The sequence below is a fragment of the Mesorhizobium sp. C277A genome (assembly GCF_040324395.1).
Classification (GTDB): Bacteria; Pseudomonadota; Alphaproteobacteria; order Rhizobiales; family Rhizobiaceae; genus Mesorhizobium.
Window position 1 is genome coordinate 1174475 of sequence record NZ_JAMYVW010000002.1, and the last position, 20034, is coordinate 1194508.

Annotated in this window: 25 protein-coding genes and 3 pseudogenes; 17 read left to right on the forward strand and 11 right to left on the reverse strand. The window is 63.0% G+C overall.

The window, feature by feature from the left end; all coding sequences use genetic code 11:
- Positions 1–3 precede the first annotated feature (3 nt).
- From NKK52_RS05850 to NKK52_RS05880, 7 genes are all read left to right on the forward strand, one after another.
- Positions 4–333 (forward strand): YciI family protein, encoded by a 330-nt coding sequence (locus NKK52_RS05850; protein WP_023824496.1) that lies wholly within the window; start codon positions 4–6, stop codon positions 331–333.
- A gap of 465 nt (positions 334–798) precedes the next feature.
- Positions 799–1008 carry a cold-shock protein gene (locus tag NKK52_RS05855; protein WP_023671502.1) on the forward strand — a complete coding sequence of 70 codons (210 nt, stop codon included), beginning with the start codon at positions 799–801 and terminating at the stop codon, positions 1006–1008.
- Positions 1009–1301: 293 nt separating this feature from the next.
- Entirely contained in the window at positions 1302–1526 is a 225-nt protein-coding gene (locus NKK52_RS05860; protein ID WP_023684311.1) for a hypothetical protein, read from the forward strand.
- Complete coding sequence (locus NKK52_RS05865) at positions 1526–1933, forward strand: hypothetical protein (RefSeq protein WP_023671504.1); 408 nt, start codon at positions 1526–1528, stop codon at positions 1931–1933. Before NKK52_RS05860 ends, NKK52_RS05865 begins: the two co-directional genes overlap by 1 nt.
- Before the next feature lies 1 nt (position 1934).
- Positions 1935–2099: a hypothetical protein gene (locus NKK52_RS05870; protein WP_023671505.1), complete on the forward strand. Its 165-nt coding sequence runs from the start codon at positions 1935–1937 to the stop codon at positions 2097–2099.
- Positions 2100–2103: 4 nt separating this feature from the next.
- Positions 2104–2484 (forward strand): YkgJ family cysteine cluster protein, encoded by a 381-nt coding sequence (locus tag NKK52_RS05875; protein ID WP_023684310.1) that lies wholly within the window; start codon positions 2104–2106, stop codon positions 2482–2484.
- Between the two features lie 69 nt (positions 2485–2553).
- Positions 2554–3165 carry a LysE family translocator gene (locus NKK52_RS05880; protein WP_023671507.1) on the forward strand — a complete coding sequence of 204 codons (612 nt, stop codon included), beginning with the start codon at positions 2554–2556 and terminating at the stop codon, positions 3163–3165.
- Between the two features lie 58 nt (positions 3166–3223).
- Here NKK52_RS05880 and NKK52_RS05885 read toward each other — a convergent pair whose 3' ends face one another.
- Together NKK52_RS05885 and NKK52_RS05890 are read right to left on the reverse strand one after the other, a co-directional pair.
- Positions 3224–3604 carry a helix-turn-helix transcriptional regulator gene (locus NKK52_RS05885; RefSeq protein WP_352630467.1) on the reverse strand — a complete coding sequence of 127 codons (381 nt, stop codon included), beginning with the start codon at positions 3602–3604 and terminating at the stop codon, positions 3224–3226.
- 27 nt (positions 3605–3631) lie between these two features.
- Positions 3632–4179 (reverse strand): annotated as a pseudogene (locus NKK52_RS05890) (cupin domain-containing protein); the annotation flags it as partial.
- 182 nt (positions 4180–4361) lie between these two features.
- On the opposite strand from NKK52_RS05890, the pseudogene NKK52_RS05895 reads away from it, so the two are divergent.
- Together NKK52_RS05895 and NKK52_RS05900 are read left to right on the forward strand one after the other, a co-directional pair.
- Positions 4362–4785: pseudogene (locus NKK52_RS05895) on the forward strand (GFA family protein).
- Between the two features lie 57 nt (positions 4786–4842).
- The gene (locus NKK52_RS05900) at positions 4843–5358 is read left to right on the forward strand and encodes an OsmC family protein (RefSeq protein ID WP_023684308.1); all 516 of its coding nucleotides are present in this window, start codon (positions 4843–4845) and stop codon (positions 5356–5358) included.
- Between the two features lie 71 nt (positions 5359–5429).
- Here NKK52_RS05900 and NKK52_RS05905 read toward each other — a convergent pair whose 3' ends face one another.
- The 4 genes from NKK52_RS05905 to NKK52_RS05920 are packed head-to-tail and all read right to left on the reverse strand — an operon-like array spanning position 5430 to position 7330.
- Complete coding sequence (locus tag NKK52_RS05905; RefSeq protein ID WP_023712744.1) at positions 5430–5816, reverse strand: nuclear transport factor 2 family protein; 387 nt, start codon at positions 5814–5816, stop codon at positions 5430–5432.
- 15 nt (positions 5817–5831) lie between these two features.
- A complete protein-coding gene (locus NKK52_RS05910) occupies positions 5832–6278 on the reverse strand; it encodes an OsmC family peroxiredoxin (RefSeq protein ID WP_023684306.1) in 447 nt (148 codons plus the stop codon).
- 41 nt (positions 6279–6319) lie between these two features.
- Positions 6320–6994 (reverse strand): zinc-dependent alcohol dehydrogenase family protein, encoded by a 675-nt coding sequence (locus NKK52_RS05915; RefSeq protein WP_023684305.1) that lies wholly within the window; start codon positions 6992–6994, stop codon positions 6320–6322.
- Between the two features lie 57 nt (positions 6995–7051).
- Complete coding sequence (locus tag NKK52_RS05920; protein WP_023684304.1) at positions 7052–7330, reverse strand: alcohol dehydrogenase catalytic domain-containing protein; 279 nt, start codon at positions 7328–7330, stop codon at positions 7052–7054.
- Between the two features lie 102 nt (positions 7331–7432).
- On the opposite strand from NKK52_RS05920, the gene NKK52_RS05925 reads away from it, so the two are divergent.
- Positions 7433–8041: a TetR/AcrR family transcriptional regulator gene (locus NKK52_RS05925; RefSeq protein WP_023684303.1), complete on the forward strand. Its 609-nt coding sequence runs from the start codon at positions 7433–7435 to the stop codon at positions 8039–8041.
- Positions 8042–8113: 72 nt separating this feature from the next.
- On the opposite strand, the gene groL is transcribed toward NKK52_RS05925, so the two are convergent.
- The 3 genes from groL to NKK52_RS05940 all read right to left on the reverse strand — a co-directional run bounded on the left by groL (position 8114) and on the right by NKK52_RS05940 (position 11111).
- A complete protein-coding gene (groL, locus tag NKK52_RS05930; RefSeq protein ID WP_023709705.1) occupies positions 8114–9769 on the reverse strand; it encodes a chaperonin GroEL in 1656 nt (551 codons plus the stop codon).
- A gap of 63 nt (positions 9770–9832) precedes the next feature.
- Positions 9833–10129, reverse strand: coding sequence for a co-chaperone GroES (gene groES / locus NKK52_RS05935; protein ID WP_006203049.1), 297 nt, complete (start codon positions 10127–10129; stop codon positions 9833–9835).
- Positions 10130–10313: 184 nt separating this feature from the next.
- Positions 10314–11111 carry a class I SAM-dependent methyltransferase gene (locus NKK52_RS05940; RefSeq protein ID WP_023682988.1) on the reverse strand — a complete coding sequence of 266 codons (798 nt, stop codon included), beginning with the start codon at positions 11109–11111 and terminating at the stop codon, positions 10314–10316.
- An 82-nt stretch (positions 11112–11193) separates the two neighbouring features.
- Between NKK52_RS05940 and NKK52_RS05945 the strand changes: the two genes are divergently transcribed.
- Positions 11194–12063 (forward strand): hypothetical protein, encoded by an 870-nt coding sequence (locus tag NKK52_RS05945; RefSeq protein ID WP_023682987.1) that lies wholly within the window; start codon positions 11194–11196, stop codon positions 12061–12063.
- Here NKK52_RS05945 and NKK52_RS05950 read toward each other — a convergent pair.
- On the reverse strand, positions 12060–12686 hold the full coding sequence (locus NKK52_RS05950; protein ID WP_023682986.1) for a TetR/AcrR family transcriptional regulator: 627 nt from the start codon (positions 12684–12686) through the stop codon (positions 12060–12062). The two genes, NKK52_RS05945 and NKK52_RS05950, sit on opposite strands and share 4 nt — an antisense overlap.
- 170 nt (positions 12687–12856) lie before the next feature.
- Here NKK52_RS05950 and NKK52_RS05955 point away from each other — a divergent pair, with 170 nt between their 5' ends.
- Both NKK52_RS05955 and NKK52_RS05960 read left to right on the forward strand, forming a co-directional pair.
- The gene (locus NKK52_RS05955; protein WP_023682985.1) at positions 12857–14044 is read left to right on the forward strand and encodes an MFS transporter; all 1188 of its coding nucleotides are present in this window, start codon (positions 12857–12859) and stop codon (positions 14042–14044) included.
- Between the two features lie 79 nt (positions 14045–14123).
- The gene (locus tag NKK52_RS05960) at positions 14124–15059 is read left to right on the forward strand and encodes a bifunctional helix-turn-helix transcriptional regulator/GNAT family N-acetyltransferase (RefSeq protein WP_023682984.1); all 936 of its coding nucleotides are present in this window, start codon (positions 14124–14126) and stop codon (positions 15057–15059) included.
- A gap of 42 nt (positions 15060–15101) precedes the next feature.
- Here NKK52_RS05960 and NKK52_RS05965 read toward each other — a convergent pair whose 3' ends face one another.
- Entirely contained in the window at positions 15102–15935 is an 834-nt protein-coding gene (locus NKK52_RS05965; RefSeq protein ID WP_023682983.1) for an AraC family transcriptional regulator, read from the reverse strand.
- A gap of 127 nt (positions 15936–16062) precedes the next feature.
- On the opposite strand from NKK52_RS05965, the pseudogene NKK52_RS05970 reads away from it, so the two are divergent.
- From NKK52_RS05970 to NKK52_RS05985, 4 genes and pseudogenes are all read left to right on the forward strand, one after another.
- Positions 16063–16270 (forward strand): annotated as a pseudogene (locus NKK52_RS05970) (iron chelate uptake ABC transporter family permease subunit); the annotation flags it as partial.
- Between the two features lie 126 nt (positions 16271–16396).
- On the forward strand, positions 16397–16867 hold the full coding sequence (locus NKK52_RS05975; RefSeq protein ID WP_023682981.1) for a MarR family winged helix-turn-helix transcriptional regulator: 471 nt from the start codon (positions 16397–16399) through the stop codon (positions 16865–16867).
- Entirely contained in the window at positions 16864–18057 is a 1194-nt protein-coding gene (locus NKK52_RS05980) for an HlyD family secretion protein (RefSeq protein ID WP_023682980.1), read from the forward strand. The genes NKK52_RS05975 and NKK52_RS05980 overlap by 4 nt, the downstream gene beginning before the upstream one ends.
- Positions 18058–18406: 349 nt before the next feature.
- Positions 18407–19942 (forward strand): DHA2 family efflux MFS transporter permease subunit, encoded by a 1536-nt coding sequence (locus NKK52_RS05985; RefSeq protein ID WP_023671527.1) that lies wholly within the window; start codon positions 18407–18409, stop codon positions 19940–19942.
- The last annotated feature ends 92 nt before the right edge of the window (positions 19943–20034 follow it).

The window sequence follows — 20034 nt, forward strand, 5'->3', positions numbered from 1 at the left end:
CCGATGGCCAGCAATGATGGACCGCGTGAGACTACCGCGCCAACAATCTTCCACTGCCGGCTGATCCCGCCTCGGCCGGACTTCGCCTTCACCCTGACGGAGGAGGAGAGGGAGTTGATGGGCCGGCATGCCGACTATCTGCGCGGCAAGCTTGCCGAGGGCACCATGATCCTGGCCGGGCCGGTCGCCGACCCGGCCGGTCCTTGGGGTCTGCTGATCCTGCGTGTCGGCAGCGAAGCCGAGGCAAGAGCGGTCACCGACGGCGATCCGGTGTCGAGCTCCGGCCGCGGTTTCCACTACGAGATCCTGCCGCTGATCAGCGCGATCCTGTAGGCGAGCGTAAGTTTAAGGAAAAGTGTGAAACGGTTTTCCCTTGGGAATTGTGTCAGACAACGGCACATACAAGAACGCCTCTCGCACCGTTTAATGTGCGGGAGGCGTCCTTTTGCCAGCATTACCGAGATTGCTCTCTGAATTGCTCACACCGCGGAAATGCGCCGGCTTGCGATTGGTTTCGGGGCGTGGAATATTTTTTGGGAACGTCTTGCGCTCCGCCACCTCGTCAGTTGAGGCTTATGCCTCAGGCATCCTCAGGTTGAATTTGGGCCGCGGCCAAACCAGAAATTGACTCGGCGCTAAAAGAAGTCTATAAGAAATATGTCGATATTTGTTTGACCGACTTTTGTTATCCGCGCATGATGCGCGCCTTTGACGAACTTCCCCATCAAAAATCGAGACAAAACGCTGTTGTGCAGTCGCACGATGGTGAACGAATATTTGCCAGGGAAAGGGTTCTTCATGGCCACCGGCACAGTGAAATGGTTCAACGCCACCAAAGGTTTTGGTTTTATTCAGCCTGACGACGGCTCCGCCGACGTTTTCGTCCACATCTCGGCCGTAGAGCGCGCCGGCATGCGTGACATCGTCGAGGGTCAGAAGCTCGGCTACGAGATGACCCGCGACAACAAGTCGGGCAAGATGTCCGCCGACCAGTTGAAGGCGGCCTGATAAGGAATTCGGCCTTCCGGTGACCACGGATGTACTGGCACCGATGAAAGGCTGAAAGGAGCGCCTTGCGCATCCAACTGGATGCGCGGCGCTTTCATGGAAGGTCAGGCGGTGCCTGGCCTTTTTCATTTTATGCGTCATGCCGCTAAAAGTGCGCCGCACGCCCGCCGGAACGTGCTAAGGGACGATCCAGCAATCTGAACCGCCCATATTGCCCCGATGCCGTATTGCATTGGTCGTGACCGAAGCCCGGTCTCGCTCTATCGGCACCAGGCTCCCGACAGGAGAAAGTTTTGACCACTCAATCGAAGACCGCCGAACAGGCCGGCTCGCCGTTCAGCAAGACGCAAACCCAGTCGATGTCACTCAACCGCATCCTGTCCGAGCGTGATGCCGTCAGCGAGGCGCGCGAAGCCAAGACCGCGCGCTTGCGCGAACTGCGCAAGGAAAAGGAAGCCGACGACATGGCAGCGGCCGCAGCCCTTGCGGCGCTGCCGAAGCGGGCAGGCAAACGCTGATGGCCACCAAGCGCGTACCGCCGACGCCGATCGATGCCGATGCGACCATCGCGTCCATGGTCCCGGGACTGGACAAGCCGGTCGAATATGTCCGCCGTGTGCTGGAAAAGCTCGAGCGCTGCAAGCGCGCGCATGGCGATGCCCAGGTGCGCGTCGGCGTGCGCGGCCGTGCCGAAGCCCCGAACTATCTGGTCGAATATGTCCGCGAGGACAAAAAGACCCAGGAGCGCGTGACCTACCAGGATGCCGCCTATAGCGGCAGCACGCATCGCGAACTGGCGGCGCACCACATTGCCGAGGCGAGGAACTGGTCGCCCGAGGAAATGAACATCACAGCGGTCTCGGCGCTGATCGGCCGCTTGCGCAATCCGCGCGCACCATCATCCCGCTTTTCCGACGAGGACTGACATGGCCATAAAGTTTTCCACCAAGGACCAGCCGGCAGCGCCGGCTGCTGCCACTGCAAAGCAGGCCAAGCCCGCTGCCGCGCCGAAGGCCGCCGAACCGTCGGCGACCGATCTGTTCGAGGCGCCAGCCGCCACGCCCAAGGGCAAGGCAGGCAAGAAGAAATAGCGCCTTGCCGCACCAAGCCGATCGCAATCTCGCAGCGCCTGGGCTGGTCGCGTTGGCCGCCAGGGATATCCGGTCGTCAAAACAGGACGACCAGCCGGTTTTCGATTGCCAGAGCTGCGGCGCCTGCTGTTCCTACTCGGCCGAATGGCCGCGCTTCTCGACCGAGGACGATGCGCAACTTGACCGCATTCCGGAAAAGTTCGTGTCCGCCGACCTGTCCGGCATGCGCTGCGAGGGCGTGCGCTGTTCGGCGCTTACGGGCGAGATCGGCAAGCGCACGGCCTGCGGCATCTACGAGATCCGCCCGGACGTCTGCCACGCCTGCATGCCTGGCGGCGACGATTGCCTGATGGCGCGCAAGGCGCACGGGATGCCAACGATCTAGCCGACGCCCACCTTGCCTCATCCCACATCCCCCGATAGCTTCCACCACGGGCAGGGCGTTGGAGGAACCATGAGCATCGAATTCCTGTTGACGTCGCTGATCGTCGTGGCTTCGCCCGGCACCGGCGTTCTCTACACGCTGAGCGCCGGGCTTTCGCGAGGCGCGCGCGCCTCGATCACTGCTGCATTCGGCTGCACGCTTGGCATCATCCCGCATATGGCCGCCGCCATCACCGGCCTGGCGGCGCTGCTGCACACAAGTGCTGTCGCCTTCGAGACGCTGAAATATCTCGGCGTCGCCTATCTCCTCTACATGGCCTGGAACACGCTGAACGAGAAGGGCGGCCTGAGCGTCGATGAAAACGCGGCACCCCGCTCGGCAGCCAAGGTCATCACCTCCGGTATCCTGATCAACATCCTGAACCCGAAGCTGTCGATCTTCTTCTTTGCCTTCCTGCCGCAATTCGTCAGCACGACCGAACCGAACGCATTTGCCAAGATGCTCGAACTCTCGAGCGTCTTCATGCTGCTGACCTTCGTCGTCTTCGTCGCTTACGGCATCTTTGCCGCCTCGATCCGCAGCCATGTCGTGTCGCGGCCGATGGTGCTGACCTGGATGCGCCGCACCTTCGCCGGCGCCTTTGTCATGCTCGGCGCCAAGCTGGCGCTGGCTGATCGATAGAACAGGAGCTGCCAGGCCTCGGCCTACTCTTCGTCGGTTCCGGGTCCGGTCCGGATGCCTAGACGCCAGGCCGAGGGCGGAAGCCGATCATCTTCTTGAAGGCGCGGCTGAACGCTGCCTCGGATTCGTAGCCGATTTCAGCGGCGATGCTGGCCATGTTGCTGGAGCCGGCGCTGAGCAGCTCCGAGGCGATCTGCATGCGCCATTTGGCGAGATAATGCATTGGCGGCATGCCGACCAGCCTGGTGAAGCGTTCGGCGAGCACGCTGCGCGACAGCGCGGAGTCCTTCGCCAGCGCCTCCACCGTCCAGTTATGCGCCGGCCGGTCGTGGATCAGCGCCAGTGCCCTCGCCAGGTGCGGATCGCGCAGGCCAGCCAGCCATCCCGTGGTTTGTGGCGGCAGCGATTCCAAGTAACGGCGCAACACGTCGACAAACATCAGTTCGCTCAGTTTGGTGAGCACCGTTTCACTGCCTGCGCGCTTTTGCGCCACCTCCGTGACAGCCAGGTTGATGAACTGGCTGAGCCAGCCGCCATCGCCTTTGGCATCTCCGGCCTTGATCACCGGCGGCAAAGCCTCGAGCAGTGGATTGAAAGGCTGTGCATCACAGGCGAGATAGCCGCAAACCAGCCTGGCCGAGGTCGCGCCGTCGCCGGCGCAGTTGATGTAAAACGGCATCCGGCCGGCTGTTGCGATGTCGAGAACGTCGGCTGTCGGCGGATCGGCGCGCAACGCCGGATTGCTGGACATAATGTGCGGGTCGCTCCTGGTGAAGACGACGACTTCGCCGGCCTCCAGCGCGATCGCTTCCTGGCCGACGATGCGCGCGAAGCAGCGGCCGGCCGTACCACATGGTAGGAGATCAGATGGTCCGCACCGGGCAGGATCTTCGGCAGGATGGACGATGGCGCCGGCGAGCAGACGGCCCACGGCTCGTGGCCCTCAATGTCAAAAAACGTCGCGCCGGTAAGGCGTACCGTCCTCAACAGGTCAGACAGAGCATCCCCGGCCATTCCGTTTCGTCCCGCACCCGGCTAGCCGGTGAGCCATCCCTTTCGAGTTCCGGACGCGCTGTCAAGCGAGGCGGACGCCGTATCATTCAGTTCGCGGCCAGAACTCCTAAACCTGCACCGGTGCTCAAGCGCTGCCGAGAGTGGGCGCTGAGTGCTGTCGAAACCAACCAGGGACAAAAGTCATGACGGTACATAAGGGCGGGTGTTTTTGGCGCCGTGGAAATCGAAGTGCACGGAGCCGCCGAGGCAATGGGCTATTGCCATTGCGGTTCTTGTCGATCGTGGTCGGCGTCTCCCGTGAACGCATTCACGCTGTGGAAGCCTCAGAACGTCAAGGTCACCGGGGGCGCGGAGTTCCTGTCCGGGTTCGAGAAGACCGAAATGAGCGATCGCCAGTTCTGCACGAAATGCGGTGGTCATCTGATGACCGTTCATCCGCCGCTCGGCCTGGTCGATGTCTATGCGGCAACGATACCAGGCGTGAAATTCACGCCTGGGGTTCACGTCAACTACGCTGAGACCGTGCTGCCGATGAAAGACGGGCTGCCCAAGCTCAGGGACTTTCCGGCTGAGCTCGGCGGCTCCGGCATCGCGGTGCCGGAATAAGGGCCCGGCCACTGCTCGCCATTTTTGACAACGACAATTCAAGACAGGAGATTGTTCATGGAAATCGCAACATTTCGCGCCACGCAGGAGCCGATCAAGGATCTCTATCGCAGGGATGCGAAGGCCGCGTTCCTCACCTTGAAGGCCAAAGGCGTCGCCGACGCGTCCACCGTCACCTGCCAGGTCGAGACCGGACGCGGGCTGGCGCTTGCCGGCATCCATCCGATGGCCGGGGGCAGCGGCCAGGAACTGTGCTCCGGCGACATGCTGCTGGAGGCGCTGATCGCATGCGCCGGTGTCTCGATGCGCGCGGCGGCGGCCGTGCTCGAAATTCCGATCAGGTCCGCCGAAGTTTCCGCGGAAGGTGACGTCGATCTTCGCGGCACGCTCGGCGTGACTGCGGGTGTTCCAGTCGGCTTCAAGGAAATCCGCTTGCGGTTCGACATCGACACCGACGCTCCCCAAAGTCAGCTCGACCAACTGCTCGAACTCACGGATCGCTATTGCGTGATCTTCCAGACCATCCAGAATAGTCCCAGCACCACGGTGAAGCTGCACCGCGTCATCCAGTGACCAGAAAACCGGCCCGGAAACTCGACTTGAGCGAGATTCCGGGCTGGGAACGGGAGTGCCGGGCAACGCTTCTATCCTTTGACGTAACCCATCGCCTCGACGATCAGCTCGTCCGCGACACGCATCAGGTTGACGCCGCGGATGGAGTTGCCGTCGGCCATGAAGTAGCGCCAGCGGATCGTCGCCCGTTCACCGGCGACGAAGGTTTCCTCGAGGTCGAAGCGCGTGCCGGGCTGGGTGGCGATCGCCGACCATAGGTCAATGCATGCCTCTTTGCCGGCATGGCGGGCGCCGTCCGGCGCCGGCACGGTGTTTTCGATAACGCAATCCTGCGCCACCAACTCGGCAAGCGCGGACGGATCGTGCAACTGGAACACATCGTTGAAGCGACGCATGATCTCGGCCGTCTGCCGGGACAAATCATTCCCGACTGCGTCCATGATAAGCTCCTGTTTCATCATATTCTCCCGGTTTCATCGATCTTTGACGGCTTTGACCAGCACGGCCTTTAGGGTGATCTGAGGCACGCCGGCCAAGGCGCGCGAGACGAGGCAAGTCGCCTTGGCCGACTGCGCCAGGCGTTCGAACTCGTCTTCGGCGAGATCCGTGACCTCCGCCTCCGTTTCGAGCTCGATGCGGGTGATCGTCGGCCCGGCGGCGGTCGCGCCGAGATGCACCTTGGCGACGGTGCGGATGGTGCGGGCGACGTGGCCTTCCTGGCCGAGGATGAAGGTCAGCGCCATCGAGAAGCAGCCGGCATGTGCTGCCCCGATCAGCTCTTCGGGATTGGTGCCCGGACCGTTCTCGAACCGCGACGGAAAGGAATAGGCGCCTTCGAAGACGCCGCTGCCAAGCCGCAGACGGCCGCCGCCTTCCTTCAGCGTGCCTTGCCATTCTGCGGAAGCTTCACGGATGGTCATGGTCGTTCTCCTGGTTCGGGGTTGAAAAGCGGGCAATTGGGTCAGGCGCAGTCGATGACAACCTTCCCGAACACGTCGCCCTGCCGGAAGTGGCGGTACGCTTCGGGGGCTTCGGCAAAGGGGAAGACCCTGTCGATAACGGGCTTGAGGCGATGCTGCGACACGGCGCGCAGCATGGCCTCGAGATTGCTGCGGCTGCCGACGAACAGGCGGCTGATGGTGGCGAGGCTGCGCTGATAAAGCGCTGCCGGCATCTCGATCGATCTGCCACTGGCGTCCTGCAGCGTCAGCAGCACGATGTGTCCATAAAGCGTGCTGGCAATCAGCGACTGCGCGAAGGTGGCCGGGCCGCCGGTTTCGACGACGAGGTCGATGCCGCCTGTCTGCTCGCGCGCCCAGCCGCCCCATTCCGGTATGTCGGTGCTGGAGACAACGAGGTCGGCGCCCAGCGCCCGCAGCCTGTCGGCCTTCTCCGCGCGCGATGTGATGGCGACAACCCGGCAGCCGAGCAACTTGGCGAACTGCAGAGCAAACAGCGAAACGCCACCCGAACCGATGGTGAGAACCCATTGACCAGGCTTCGGAATCCGGGTCCCGGTCACCGCGTTCCAGGCCGTCACGCCGGCGCAGGTTAGCGTCGCCGCTTCGTGCCAGCTCAGATGATCGGGCAGTCGCGCCGCCCATTGTTCGTCGAGCACGGCAAACTCAGTCAGCATGCCGTCCAGCGTACAGCCGAGCTGGTCGATCAGACCGGCATTGATGCGGCCATCGATCTAGCGGGCGAAGTAGCTGCCGGTGACGCGGTCGCCGACGGCAAAACGGGTGACGGCATCGCCGATTGCGACGACGTCACCGGCGCCGTCGCTCAGCGGCACGATGCCTTGCCGCGCCGGCAACGGATAGGTGCCGCCAAGGATCATCGTGTCGCGCCGATTGAGCGAGGCGGCGCGGACTCGCACCACGATCTCATGCGGTTTCGGTTCCGTCCGCGCCTCGTCGCGCATCGCCAGGGATTCGGTTCCACCAAACCCTTCGAGCCGGTAGCTGCGCATGTCACTCTCCTTAATAGTATATAGACTGATCCACATATTATATAGACCGATTGTCATATTCTTGGCGAGGCCTATAATGCGTCACTGCTGACAGAGGTTGACATGGCCAACGACACCCGCACCCGCATACTCGAGACCACAGGCCTGTTGCTCAGGCAGCGCGGCTATCACGGCACCTCGCTCAACGACATTCTGGGCGCCAGCGGGGCGCCGCGCGGCTCGCTCTATTTTCATTTCCCGGGCGGCAAGGACCAACTGGTCATCGAGGTGACGCGCAACAGCGTTGCCGACGTCACGAAAAGGCTGGGCGAAGCACTGGCAGCCGAAAGCGATCCTGCAGTGGCCGTCCATCACATCTACCAGTCGGTCGGGCGCATGCTGGAGGACAATGATTTTTCGCTGGGTTGCCCCATCGCGCCGGTGGTGCTGGATTCACCCACCGATGTGCCGGAACTGGCGGAACTCTGCCGATCGGCTTTCGAGCAATGGATCGGCTTGCTGCGACAGGCCTTCGTCAGGGCAGGGGTGCCCGAACGCCGCGCGCACGCTTTGGCGCTGCTGATCGAATCGTCGCTGGAAGGGCTTATGGTGATTGCGCGGGCCACCCGCGACCGTGCACCGGTGCTGGTGGTGGCCGACGAGGTGGCGGCACTTGTCGAGCAGGCGGTGCTTGCAGGCAAGGTTGCGCGGCAGGCGGACAGCGCCGCCTAACCATCCGCTTTCCAAAACAAAAAAGGGCGCCTCTCGGCGCCCTTTCCGTATGCATAAGCCAGATAGCTTGGATTAGAAATCCATGCCGCCCATGCCGCCCATGCCGCCGCCGCCCATGCCGCCAGGCATGCCGCCGCCAGCCGACTCCTTCTTGGGAGCCTCCGCGATCATGGCTTCGGTGGTGACGAGCAGGCCGGCGACCGAAGCCGCGTCCTGGAGAGCGGTGCGAACGACCTTGACCGGGTCGACGATGCCCATGGCGATCATGTCGCCATACTCTCCGGTCTGGGCGTTGTAGCCGTAGGTCGCGCCCTTGTTGTCGAGGATCTTGCCGGCGACGATCGAAGCTTCAGCACCTGCGTTCGAAGCGATCTGACGGGCCGGAGCCTGCAGTGCACGACGAACGATGTTGATGCCGGCAGCCTGGTCGGCATTGACGCCGGTGACCTTGATGTTGGCCGAAGCGCGCAGGAGAGCGACGCCGCCGCCTGCAACGATGCCTTCTTCCACGGCCGCACGGGTCGCGTTGAGGGCGTCATCGACGCGGTCCTTCTTTTCCTTGACTTCGACTTCCGTCGCGCCGCCGACACGGATCACCGCAACGCCGCCGGCGAGCTTCGCCAGACGTTCCTGCAGCTTCTCCTTGTCGTAGTCCGACGTGGTCTCTTCGATCTGCTGCTTGATCTGGGCAACGCGGCCCTGGATCTCGGCCTTCTTGCCGGCGCCGTCGACGATGGTGGTGTTCTCCTTGGAGATCGACACCTTCTTGGCGCGGCCGAGCATGTTGAGGCCGACATTCTCGAGCTTGATGCCGAGGTCTTCCGAGATGACCTGGCCACCGGTGAGGATGGCGATGTCTTCCAACATGGCCTTGCGGCGATCACCGAAGCCCGGCGCCTTGACGGCGGCGATCTTCAGGCCGCCGCGCAGCTTGTTGACGACCAGCGTGGCCAGAGCCTCGCCTTCGACGTCTTCCGAGATGATAAGAAGCGGCTTGGAGGTCTGCACGACGGCTTCGAGAACCGGCAGCATGGCCTGGAGGTTGGACAGCTTCTTCTCGTGCAGGAGGATGTAGACGTCCTCGAGCTCGGCAACCATCTTGTCGGCGTTGGTGACGAAGTAGGGCGAGAGATAGCCGCGGTCGAACTGCATGCCTTCGACGACTTCCAGCTCGGTCTCGGCGGTCTTGGCTTCTTCAACCGTGATGACGCCTTCATTGCCGACCTTCTGCATCGCTTCGGCGATCATGGCGCCGACCGACTCGTCGCCATTGGCCGAGATCGTGCCGACCTGGGCAACTTCCTCGGAGGTCTTGATCTTCTTGGCAGCTTTGCCGAGAGCCGCGACGACTTCGGTGACGGCCAGATCGATGCCGCGCTTCAGATCCATCGGGTTCATGCCGGCGGCAACGGCCTTGTGGCCTTCCTGGACGATCGACTGCGCCAGAACGGTCGCGGTCGTGGTGCCGTCGCCGGCAATGTCGTTGGTCTTCGAAGCAACTTCGCGGACCATCTGCGCGCCCATGTTTTCGAACTTGTCTTCAAGCTCGATTTCCTTGGCGACGGTGACGCCGTCCTTGGTGATGCGCGGTGCGCCGAACGACTTGTCGATGACGACATTGCGGCCCTTGGGGCCGAGCGTGACCTTCACTGCGTCGGCGAGGATGTTGACGCCGCGCAGCATGCGCTCGCGGGCGTCGCGGGAGAATTTTACGTCTTTAGCAGCCATTTTTTAGCTCCTGGCAGGGGGCTTGCGATCAAGCCCGAAATTAGTTGACGGTGAGGCCGATGATCAGCCGATGATGCCCATAATGTCGGATTCCTTCATGATCAGAAGGTCTTCGCCATTGAGCTTGACTTCGGTGCCCGACCACTTGCCGAACAGGATGCGGTCGCCGGCCTTGACGTCCAGCGGGACCAGCTTGCCGGCTTCGTCGCGAGCGCCGGAGCCGACGGCGATGATCTCGCCTTCCTGCGGCTTTTCCTTTGCCGTATCCGGGATGATGATCCCGCCGGCGGTCTTGGATTCGGATTCGACCCGGCGTACGACCACGCGGTCATGAAGCGGGCGGAACTTCGACTTTGCCATTTTTTCTTCCTCGAATGAGAACGGTGAGAGCTGTTCCTCGATCCGGCGGTGCCGGATGTGCGTTAGCACTCACCTGGGGAGAGTGCTAACGTGCGCTGAAATAAGCGCGTGGCTTTCGAGAGTCAAGGCGAACGGTGAGCACAATTGTGCCAATTGGAGCCGTGCCGCGATCCGACGGCAGACCCTACCGGCGCCGCGGCGATATAAGCACCAGAAGCGGACAGCGTTCAGCCAGCCCATAGGTCCCTGTCGGCGCGAGGCGGACACTGTCAAAAAACCGGCTCGCCTCTTCGACCAGCGTCGCCGCCGGGGCGAAACTGTAGACAGTCTGCGAATTCGCATAGACATCGATGGTGCCGATGACCGGCATCTCCCATCCGGTCGTCGCGGCAAGGGCCTCCCGGTCGGCAAACAGCGCATCGAAGGCGTCGAGGATCGCCCGCACCGGAATGGCGCGGTCGGGATCGCCGCCGGCACAAGCCATGGCAATGCGCCATTTGAGTTCGTGGAAGGTCGCGACACCACCGGACAGCGTCAGCGCCCGGACCTCCTGCAGATCGTCCGGCACCTGAGGGCTTGCATAGGCGCGCAATGCAGCCCGCCCATCGGACTTCAGCACACGCGCGATCTCGGCAAGCAGCGCCTGCCGTGCAACCGAGGAGTCCAGCGCCGACAGACAGCCGTCGCCGATCACCGCCCCGGCGCTTTCGTCGCCCAGCGGCAACTCCAGCCAGTTGCCGATCACCGCCTTGCGTGAGGCGGTATCGCCCGGCCAGATGCCCGATATCATGGCAGTGGACTCGTCGATCGCGAGCATGGTCCTTCCGAGGCCGGCAAGCTCCGGCGTGACCCCGAGCAGCACCACATCGACTGATTGCAGGCTAAGTTCGCGCTCATAGGCGGCGACAGCTTCCGGGGGCGGACACAGCGGCGACCCGAGAAGCCGCCAATGACGGCGAATTGCGTCCCAATGCTCAGTCATGCGGAACGGTTTGGGGAAAGGCTGGACATATTTCCTTCCAGGCTGTTGGTTGCCTTGCGAGTTACCTCATGCAGGAAAGGCCATGGCCCGCATTGCCGTCATAACGCATGAATTTGACCGCTTCCAGAGCCGGCGGGGCCTCCTGCTGCGCCAGGACAGCCCCTACATGCTGTTCGACGTCCTGGCGGAGCTGAAACGGCGCGGTCACTCCGTGCAGATCATGCGTGGACCCTCGGCAAGTCATAACGCCGATATTGCCGTCCTGCATGTCGACGCGACAGTGACGCCATCGGACTATGTCGACTACGCGCGCGGATTTCCGATTTGTCTCAATCTTGGTGCAACCGACATTTCCAAGCGCCGCATCAGTGGTGCGATCCTCGAGGAGGGTGCCAACTGGAGCGGCCAGGTCATCGTCAAGAGCAACCTCAATCATTGGGGGACGCCCGAGGAGCAGCTCAACCGAAAATCCGTTCGCGCCGGCAAGGCAGTGCCTTTCCCGGGCGCGCAGACCTTCGGCCGTTATCAGGTGCATGCCTCGCTGGCCGATGTGGCGCCGGAGATTTTCAGGCGTGCCGACCTGATCGTGGAAAAATTCATTCCCGAAATCGAGCCCGACGGGTTTGCGGCGCGGTTCTGGATATTCTGCGGCGATCGGGAGCGCTGCACCCGCTATGTCTCGCCGCAGCGCCTGGTCAAGGGCGACGACACCGTCCGCCGGGAGCCGGTTGCGGTTCCCGACGAACTGCGCGCCTTGCGTCGGAAGCTGGGCTTCGACTATGGCAAATTCGACTTTGTCGTGCATGAGGGCAGGGCCGTGCTGCTCGATGCCAACAAGACCCCAGGTCGCGCCAGGAACCTGTCGAAGATTGTTGCCGCCGGCACAGCCAACCTGGCCGACGGCTTCGAAAACCTCATCCACCAGACCGGACGGGGTCGAATCGGGCGCTAGAGAAACAGTCCCAACTGCGTATGGATGATCGACCGGTAGTCCTCGATGGTGTGGCGGCTTTCCTCCTGGTTCTGGGTCAGCGCCATGCGCACGACGCCGCCGGCCAGCTGGAAGATCAGGAAAACCATACGGCCGAACTCATTGCGTCGCTCTGGCGCGAGAAAGGGGCCGACATGGTCGCAGAACATCGTCGCCTGGCGCCGGGTTTCGGCGATGTCGAGATTCTTCAGCGCCTTGTCAGCCTGGATGGCGTTTTGCAGGTCCTGAATGGCGGGGTCGCCGGCGACGCGCTCATAGTAGTCGTCGAGCAGCCGGTCGGCCGCAGCGATAACGTCGCTCAGCCCGCCGACGTCGGCAACGATCGCGGCAAGCCGGGCGCGGCTCACTTCGGAGAATCGCTCGTAGAGCATCGCCAGGATCGCCGACTTGTTGGGGAAGTAATGATAGACGGTGGCGATCGGCCCGCCGGCCTGTGCGCCGACTTCCTTCATGGTGACGGCGTCGATGCCTTTCTCGCCGATCAGCCGCATGGTCGTCGACAGGATGGCGTCGATGCGCTCGCGGCTGCGCTCCTGTTTGGGCCTGCGCCTCGGTTCGGTCGTCATCTGCACTGCTTCGTTCATGCCGCCATCCTCTCGATCGCCCAGACCATTCGATCGCCAAGACCATCCCCAGCCTTGTTGGTGCCAAGTCCCGCTACTGATTGACAAACGAATATGATCGAGTATCAGTTTCTAAATGCTGACAGACTGTCAGTTTTTTTGCCGTCAGGCAAGGACGTTGGGAGGCGACCGTGACTTCTGCTGGTAACGCGGATGCCGGGAACGGCGACTGGCTGGTCGGCAACCCCACTGGGGCGCAACTCGCCTCGGCATTGTGGATCGGCTCGGTCGGGCTGCTCATTCTCGGGCTGCAGCCGGTGCTTCTCGGCGCGCTCTACACCGAAGGGCATGTCAGCGGTGACGAACTCGCGCTGGTCGCCACGGCGGAGATGATCGCCATCGGCATCGGATCGGCGGCCATCGCCATGATGCTGTCCGCCCACAATATGCGCTTGAAAAGTGCCGTCCTTCTGCTCTTGCTGGCGCTGGCTAACTGCGCGACCGCCTATGCGCTGACCTCGACCTCGCTGATTGCCGCCCGCGCGGTGGCAGGCCTCGCCGAGGGTGGGCTGGTGGCGGTCGCCACGGAACTGATCGCCCGTTCACGCCGGGCCGAGCGCATCGGCGGCTTCTTCGTCACCCTTCAGACCCTGGCGCAATGCGCCCTTGCCCTGCTGCTGGCGCTTTACGTCATCCCGGCCGCCGGATCGGCGGGCGGCTTCATCGTTCTTGCCGTCGTCTGCATCGCCTCGGTGGCCGTCGCCTTCATCGTCCCGGATAGCTATGCCGACCTGCCCAAGGAGGAACAGTTCAGCAATGTGCTGACCGTTCCTTCGCTTGCCGCTTTGCTGAGCGTCTTCTGCTACTTCATGTTCTTCGGCTCGGTCTGGGCGTTTCTCGAGCCACTTGGCGCACAATACGGCATCGATGGCCGCACCGTCGGCCTGATCGTCTCGGCCAACCTCGCATTGCAGGTGCTGGGCGCAATGACGGCTACCGTCTTCGAGGCGCGCATCGATTACCGCTTCGCCATCGTGGCGATCGGCGTGGTCGCCGTCGCCAGTTCCGTGATGCTCGCCGGCAGCCCCGGCCTGACGGTTTTCTGGGTCGCGGCCTTGATCATGGGCTTCATCCTTCTGTTCATCGTGCCCTATCAGATCCGGCTGGCGATCACCGCCGACGAGACGCGCACGGCCGTGCTTCTGGTGCCGGCGGCCCAGCTTTTCGGTCTGGCGATCGGCCCGGTCGCGGCATCGCTGCTGATCGACGGCAAGGATTTTCGGCCGGTGCCGGAATTTGCCGCCGCCAGTGCTGCGGCCAGCGTTGTGCTGCTCGGCCTGTTCGTCCTGATCGCACGGCGCCGCCGCGCCATCGCCTGAGACACGACCGGGGGAGCATCTCCTCGATACTTGACTAAGTCAAATAAATGACCGATCGTTGAGGGGCAGGAGGCTTCCCATGACGATCCATCATCAACCCGGCAAGGAACGCATCGACGCGGTGCGGGCTTTCAACCGCTTCTACACCCGCCAGATAGGTCTGCTCGACGAAGGCCTGCTGAAAAGCGCCTTCTCGCTGACCGAGGCGCGGGTGCTCTACGAACTGGCGCATCGCGATGGCCTGACCGCCAGCGATCTCATCCGCGATCTCGGCCTCGACGCCGGTTATGTCAGCCGGCTCCTGAAGAACTTCGAGCACCTGCAGCTGATTGCGCGCGCGCCGCTGGCGTCGGATGCGCGGCAGTCGTCGATCACGCTGACGCCGGTGGGGCGGCAGGCCTTCGCGCCGCTGAACCGGGCTTCGCACGACCAGGTCGCGGCCTTGCTGGAGCGGCTTCCTGCTGCCGAACAGGACCGGCTGGTCAAGGCCATGCAGACGGTGCAGCAACTCCTGGGCGACAGCCCGGAGTCCAAAGTGCCGTATATGCTGCGCCCCTTGCAGGTCGGCGACATCGGCTGGGTGGTGCGCCGCCAAGGACAGATCTACGCACAGGACTATGGCTGGGACGAAACCTACGAGGCGCTGGTCGCCGAAATCCTCGGCGCCTTCGTAAAATCCTTCGATCCAGAATGGGAACGCAGCTGGATTGCCGAACGGCAAGGGGAGGTGGTCGGCTCGGTCTTCGTCGTGCGCAAATCCGACGCGGTGGCGAAGCTGCGCCTGCTCTATGTCGAACCATCGGCGCGCGGCCTCGGCATCGGCAAGCGGCTGGTTCAGGAGTGCATCGGCTTTGCTCGTGCCAAGGGCTACACGACGCTGACCCTATGGACCAACGACATCCTGACCGCCGCCCGCCACATCTACGAGAGTGCCGGCTTCAGGCTGGTGGACGAAGAGCGCCATCACGCCTTCGGCAAGGATCTGGTCGGCCAGAACTGGAACCTGGAGCTGTAGCGCCTTTTCACCGGAAGAAGGCAAGATCGCGCGCAAACGCTCTCACACTCTAACCGGAATCCATATCTCCAGCCCGCCATTGCCACTGCGCGGATCGAACTCCGGGCCGTAGCGTTCGAATTCGGGGCCGTCGGCTATATCGTGCCCCGAGGCCGGCAGCCATTTGTTCCAGATCGTGTTGACGGTGCGGCGGATCGTGGAGATGTGCTCGGCATGGGTGAACACGGCGTATTTCTGCGCCGGCACGCGCACCCGGGAAAGCTCCTTCGGCAGGTCGGAGAAATCCAGCACTTCGACGCCGGCGATGTAATCGAAATTGCCGGCATCGTCGCCATTGACGCAGACGCCATAGGCGACGTCGCCGGTCTCGCCCGGAATGTTGCCGATATAGGGACCGAAACGCTGCCACTGCATCGGAATGGCAGCGCTGGTCTCGCAGCTGTAGCGTTCACCGAGCCCGGCAATGAGGAAGGGGCGGCCGGTCTCGAAGCGCGGCGGCGGCAGTGAGGCGAGGAAGGACTGGTCCATCAGGATCGGCTCCACGAGGTCGAGATTGCTGAGGCTGCCCTGCGCGCGCACCAGTTCCGGCGTCGTGCCGAACTGGTCGCGGAAGGCACGGGTGAAGGCTTCGTGCGAGGCGTAACCGGCATCGAGCGCGACCGCGAGGATGTCGGGCGCGCCGGAGGCCAGCTTGCGCGCCGCTTCGGTCAGCCGGCGCGCGCGCATATAGCCCATCACCGAACGGCCGGTGGCGGCGCTAAAGGCGCGCGTCACATGAAAGCGCGAGACGCCGCTGCTTTGCGCGACATCTTCAAGCGAGATCGCTTCCGGCAGATGGCTCTCGACAAACCACAGCGCTTTCTCGGTCGGGTTCATAGGTCTCCTCGCATTTGGCGGCACATTTTGTCGGCTTTTTGCGAGGCCAGTTTGATCGAAATTGCGCCTGTCGTAAAATCGAAGGCGCTGGTCGACTGTGGCAGGTCACCATCGTGGAAAGCCGTTGCTGGGCGGCCTCGGCCTGGCTCGCTGGGACAATATCTGGGCGCGCTAGGTGCGGGCACCACCCTTGCCTATGCGCTGTGGAACCACCGCCGGCTCGATGCCTTCGCCGCCGGCGAAATGCCGCCGAAAGCCTAGGTGTGCCGGTGGCGAGGACGCGCAAGACGACATTTCTTCTCACGGCGTTCTCGACGGCAATTCACGTCTCGGTCGGGAGGTCATCCGCAACCGTCATTGCCTGTGCCATGACCGCATCTGCATGGCTGCCATCCCTCTTTTTCGGCTCTGGTGCAATGCGGCGCCTTGAATGGTAAGCACGCTTATAATATATACCGCTCATGATTTCCGACGGCATAGATAGATTGGGCTTTTTGATCCACGACGTGCAGCGCCTTATGCGCAAGCGCTTCGAGGCGCGCGCCAGCGGACTTGGCCTTTCCTCGGCACAATGGCGGCTTCTGGTTCGCGTTGCCAAGGAGGCGGGCGTCGCCCAGGCTCGCCTCGCCGAACTTCTCGAAATCGAGCCGATCAGCGTTTCACGCCTCGTCGACCGGATGGAGGAGGGCGGCTGGATCGAGCGGCGCTCCGACGCAACTGACCGGCGCGTGCGTATGATCTTCCCGACAGCCAAGGCGAACGCGGCCTATGCCGAGGTCAAAAGCCTTGCTGGCGAAGTTTATGAGGAATCGCTGGTCGGCGTTTCGCCGGACGACCGCCGCGTCCTTATCCGGGCGCTGGACACCATCGTGCAAAACCTGGCGGACGGCGAGACGTCGTCCTTGAAGAGTACGGAAGGGGCAGCAGCATGAACGCGGCAGCCAAGCTAGACGAGAATGTAACCAAGATCGAGACGCCGGCAAAGCCGGCCGCCGAAGCGCCTGCACAGCCGGCCGCAGCACCTGTCGCGGTGGCTCCCCCGGTGCAGCCCACTCCGGCTCCGGTCAAGAAGCGCCGCCTCGGCCGCTTGCTGCTGATGGTCGTCCTGCCGGCCGCGCTGGCCATTGGTGGCGGTTATGTCTGGGTGACCGGCGGCCGCTATCAGGAAACCGAGAACGCCAATTTGCAGCAGGCCAAGGTGTCGATCGCCTCGGACACCGCCGGCCGCATCGTTCAGGTCGGCATCTCGGACAATCAGCAGGTCAAGCAGGGCGATGTGCTGTTTGCCGTCGACCCCGAGCCCTACCGGATTGCATTGGCGCAGGCCGACGCGGCGGTCGCAGTCGCACGCGTCGGTATCGAACAGCTGCGCGCCGCCTACAGCCAGGCGCTGGCGCAGGAAAAGTCCGATGCCAGCCAGGTCGACTACGCGCAGTCGCAGTATGACCGCGCCGCCGACCTTGCCCAGAAGGGCATCAACGCCAAATCGTCGCTGGACGAGGCCAAGAACGATCTCGACAAGGCCAGGCAGCAACTGGCCGTTGCCGAGCAAGGCATCATCAGCGCCAAGGCGGCTCTCGCCGGCAATCCCGATATCGAGACCGACAAGCATCCGACGGTGATGGCCGCACTCGCCGCGCGCGACAAGGCCGCCTACGATCTGGCGCAGACCACGGTCAAGGCGCCGGCCGACGGCGTCATCAGCCAGGCCTCCTCGTTCAAGATCGGCCAGTATGTCGGTTCCGGCACGCCGCTGTTTGCGTTGGTCGAGACCGGCGACACCTGGATCGATGCCAATTTCAAGGAAACCCAGCTTACCCACATGGAGCCTGGCCAGAAGGCCGAGATCGTCGTCGACACCTATCCGGGCAGAACTTTCGAGGCCACCGTCAAGGCGATCGGCGCCGGCACCGGCGCGGAGTTTTCGCTGCTGCCAGCTCAAAACGCCACCGGCAACTGGGTCAAGGTCACGCAGCGCATTCCGGTGCGCCTGGAACTGACCGATGCCGACGCCAAAATGGCGCTGCGCACCGGCATGAGCGCCTCGGTTACGGTGGATACCGGCGTTGCTCGCGGGTTCCCCGCTATCTTCGGCCACGCCACCGCAGGCGAAGCACAATAGACTGTGAATGGACCGTGATCTCGAAAAGCAGGATCACGGCCCGGCAGAACGCCCGCCGCAGGCGAGGTGAAGTTGAGATGACAGGATCGGTCTGACGGCAGGTTGAACGAGGGGTGGATTGGACCGGGCCGCATCGCGGCCTGCCCAGAACCTGGACCATCTCGGCGCCCATCCTTCGGACCTTGGATTTCCGGGCGGCAAGCGCCTGATGTGTCGAGACCTTCGATCGATGTAACCCCCACATCGATAGATCGCGTCCCACCGCGATGAGGGTCTCTTCACCAGAGAAGGCCTCGCCGCCCGGAAACCTAATGTACACGTTTTTGTAACCTGTCGGAAGTTCCGCATCATGACCACACCAGAACCTTTCAAGGAAGTGCCGCATCGCGGCCTGATCACCGTGGCGCTGATGCTGGCGACGGTCATGCAGGCGCTCGACACCACGATTGCCAATGTCGCGCTGCCGACCATGACCGGCGACCTCGGCGCGTCGCCCGACAACATAAACTGGGTGTTGACCTCCTACATCGTTGCCGCCGCGATCATGACGCCGGTGACCGGCTGGCTGGCCGACCGCTTCGGCCGCAAGGAACTGTTCCTGGCGGCGGTTGTCGGCTTCACCGTGTTCTCGATGCTGTGCGGCATTGCCTGGAGCCTGGAGAGCATAGTGTTCTTCCGGCTGATGCAGGGCGTGTTCGGCGCAGCCATCGTGCCGCTGTCGCAGACCTTCCTGCTCGACATCAACCCCAGGGAACGCCACGGCCAGGCGATGGCCATCTGGGGCGCCGGCATCATGCTGGGGCCGATCCTGGGTCCGACGCTGGGCGGTTGGCTGACCGAGAATTTCAACTGGCGCTGGGTGTTCTTCATCAATTTGCCGGTCGGCATCATCGCCTTCCTCGGCATGGCAGCCTATTTGCCGGTCGTTGCCCGGCGGATCCGCAGCTTCGATTTCTTCGGTTTCGCCATGATTTCGCTCGGCGTCGGCGCGCTGCAGCTGCTGCTCGACCGCGGCGGCGAGGTCGACTGGTTTTCCTCGGTCGAAATCTGGATCGAGCTTGCTCTTTCGATCACCGGCTTCTGGGTTTTCATCATCCATACACTGACGGCGGAACGTCCTTTCATCGACCCCAAGATCTTCCTCGACCGCAATTTCGTCACCGGTCTGGCTTTCATCTTCGTCATGGGCGTGCTGATCCTGGCCTCGATGTCGCTGCTGCCGCCGATGCTGTCGACCATCTTCGGCTATCCGACCGTCACCATCGGCGTCGTCCTGGGGCCGCGCGGTGTCGGCACGATGATTTCGATGCTTGTCGTTGGACGGCTCATGAGCAGGATCGACGCCCGCATCCTCGTCGTCATCGGCTTTCTGCTCACCGCGCAGTCGCTCTACACCATGTCCTCCTTCACGCCGCAGATGGACAATTGGCTGATCCTCAGCTCCGGCGTCATCCAGGGCCTGGGCATGGGCATGGTGTTCGTGCCGCTGTCCACGGTGGCCTTCGCTACGCTCGACGTGCGCTTCCGCACCGACGCCACGGCCCTGTTCAGCCTGGTTCGAAATCTCGGTTCGTCGATCGGTGTGTCGGTGGTGACGGTTCTCATGGTGCGCAACACGCAGGTCAATCACACCGAACTGTCGGCTTTCATCAACCCGTTCAACCCCAATTTGTGGGCGGCCTCGCCGGCGGCAGCAGGCGGCGATCCGACGGCACTTTCGCAGGTGGACCGCATGGTCAACATCCAGGCGATGATGATCTCCTACGTCAACGACTTCAAACTGCTGATGGTGATGACGCTGGTTGCCATTCCGTTTGTCTTCCTGCTGCGCAAGCCGAAGACCGCTCCGGCCGGCGCGGCAGCTCCTGCCGCGCATATGGATTGAGGCGTGCGCCGGTAGCGCTGGCAGCAAGCTGGTTGCCCCTGATGATTTGTTGCTCGGATGATCGTCAAAACCCGCGTGTGCAAAAGAATATC

What these genes read in the sequence shown, in the direction of transcription:
- NKK52_RS05975 (WP_023682981.1), top strand. Translation starts at nt 16,397, where the DNA reads ATGATTTCCGACGGCATAGATAGATTGGGCTTTTTGATCCACGACGTG.
- NKK52_RS05965 (WP_023682983.1), bottom strand. Translation starts at nt 15,935, where the DNA reads ATGAACCCGACCGAGAAAGCGCTGTGGTTTGTCGAGAGCCATCTGCCG.
- groL (WP_023709705.1), bottom strand. Translation starts at nt 9,769, where the DNA reads ATGGCTGCTAAAGACGTAAAATTCTCCCGCGACGCCCGCGAGCGCATG.
- NKK52_RS05945 (WP_023682987.1), top strand. Translation starts at nt 11,194, where the DNA reads ATGGCCCGCATTGCCGTCATAACGCATGAATTTGACCGCTTCCAGAGC.
- NKK52_RS05985 (WP_023671527.1), top strand. Translation starts at nt 18,407, where the DNA reads ATGACCACACCAGAACCTTTCAAGGAAGTGCCGCATCGCGGCCTGATC.
- NKK52_RS05880 (WP_023671507.1), top strand. Translation starts at nt 2,554, where the DNA reads ATGAGCATCGAATTCCTGTTGACGTCGCTGATCGTCGTGGCTTCGCCC.
- NKK52_RS05865 (WP_023671504.1), top strand. Translation starts at nt 1,526, where the DNA reads ATGGCCACCAAGCGCGTACCGCCGACGCCGATCGATGCCGATGCGACC.
- NKK52_RS05870 (WP_023671505.1), top strand. Translation starts at nt 1,935, where the DNA reads ATGGCCATAAAGTTTTCCACCAAGGACCAGCCGGCAGCGCCGGCTGCT.
- NKK52_RS05920 (WP_023684304.1), bottom strand. Translation starts at nt 7,330, where the DNA reads ATGCGCAGCTACCGGCTCGAAGGGTTTGGTGGAACCGAATCCCTGGCG.
- NKK52_RS05855 (WP_023671502.1), top strand. Translation starts at nt 799, where the DNA reads ATGGCCACCGGCACAGTGAAATGGTTCAACGCCACCAAAGGTTTTGGT.
- NKK52_RS05940 (WP_023682988.1), bottom strand. Translation starts at nt 11,111, where the DNA reads ATGACTGAGCATTGGGACGCAATTCGCCGTCATTGGCGGCTTCTCGGG.
- NKK52_RS05905 (WP_023712744.1), bottom strand. Translation starts at nt 5,816, where the DNA reads ATGAAACAGGAGCTTATCATGGACGCAGTCGGGAATGATTTGTCCCGG.
- NKK52_RS05925 (WP_023684303.1), top strand. Translation starts at nt 7,433, where the DNA reads ATGGCCAACGACACCCGCACCCGCATACTCGAGACCACAGGCCTGTTG.
- NKK52_RS05850 (WP_023824496.1), top strand. Translation starts at nt 4, where the DNA reads ATGGCCAGCAATGATGGACCGCGTGAGACTACCGCGCCAACAATCTTC.
- groES (WP_006203049.1), bottom strand. Translation starts at nt 10,129, where the DNA reads ATGGCAAAGTCGAAGTTCCGCCCGCTTCATGACCGCGTGGTCGTACGC.
- NKK52_RS05960 (WP_023682984.1), top strand. Translation starts at nt 14,124, where the DNA reads ATGACGATCCATCATCAACCCGGCAAGGAACGCATCGACGCGGTGCGG.
- NKK52_RS05900 (WP_023684308.1), top strand. Translation starts at nt 4,843, where the DNA reads ATGGAAATCGCAACATTTCGCGCCACGCAGGAGCCGATCAAGGATCTC.
- NKK52_RS05910 (WP_023684306.1), bottom strand. Translation starts at nt 6,278, where the DNA reads ATGACCATCCGTGAAGCTTCCGCAGAATGGCAAGGCACGCTGAAGGAA.
- NKK52_RS05885 (WP_352630467.1), bottom strand. Translation starts at nt 3,604, where the DNA reads ATGTTTGTCGACGTGTTGCGCCGTTACTTGGAATCGCTGCCGCCACAA.
- NKK52_RS05980 (WP_023682980.1), top strand. Translation starts at nt 16,864, where the DNA reads ATGAACGCGGCAGCCAAGCTAGACGAGAATGTAACCAAGATCGAGACG.
- NKK52_RS05950 (WP_023682986.1), bottom strand. Translation starts at nt 12,686, where the DNA reads ATGAACGAAGCAGTGCAGATGACGACCGAACCGAGGCGCAGGCCCAAA.
- NKK52_RS05915 (WP_023684305.1), bottom strand. Translation starts at nt 6,994, where the DNA reads ATGCTGACTGAGTTTGCCGTGCTCGACGAACAATGGGCGGCGCGACTG.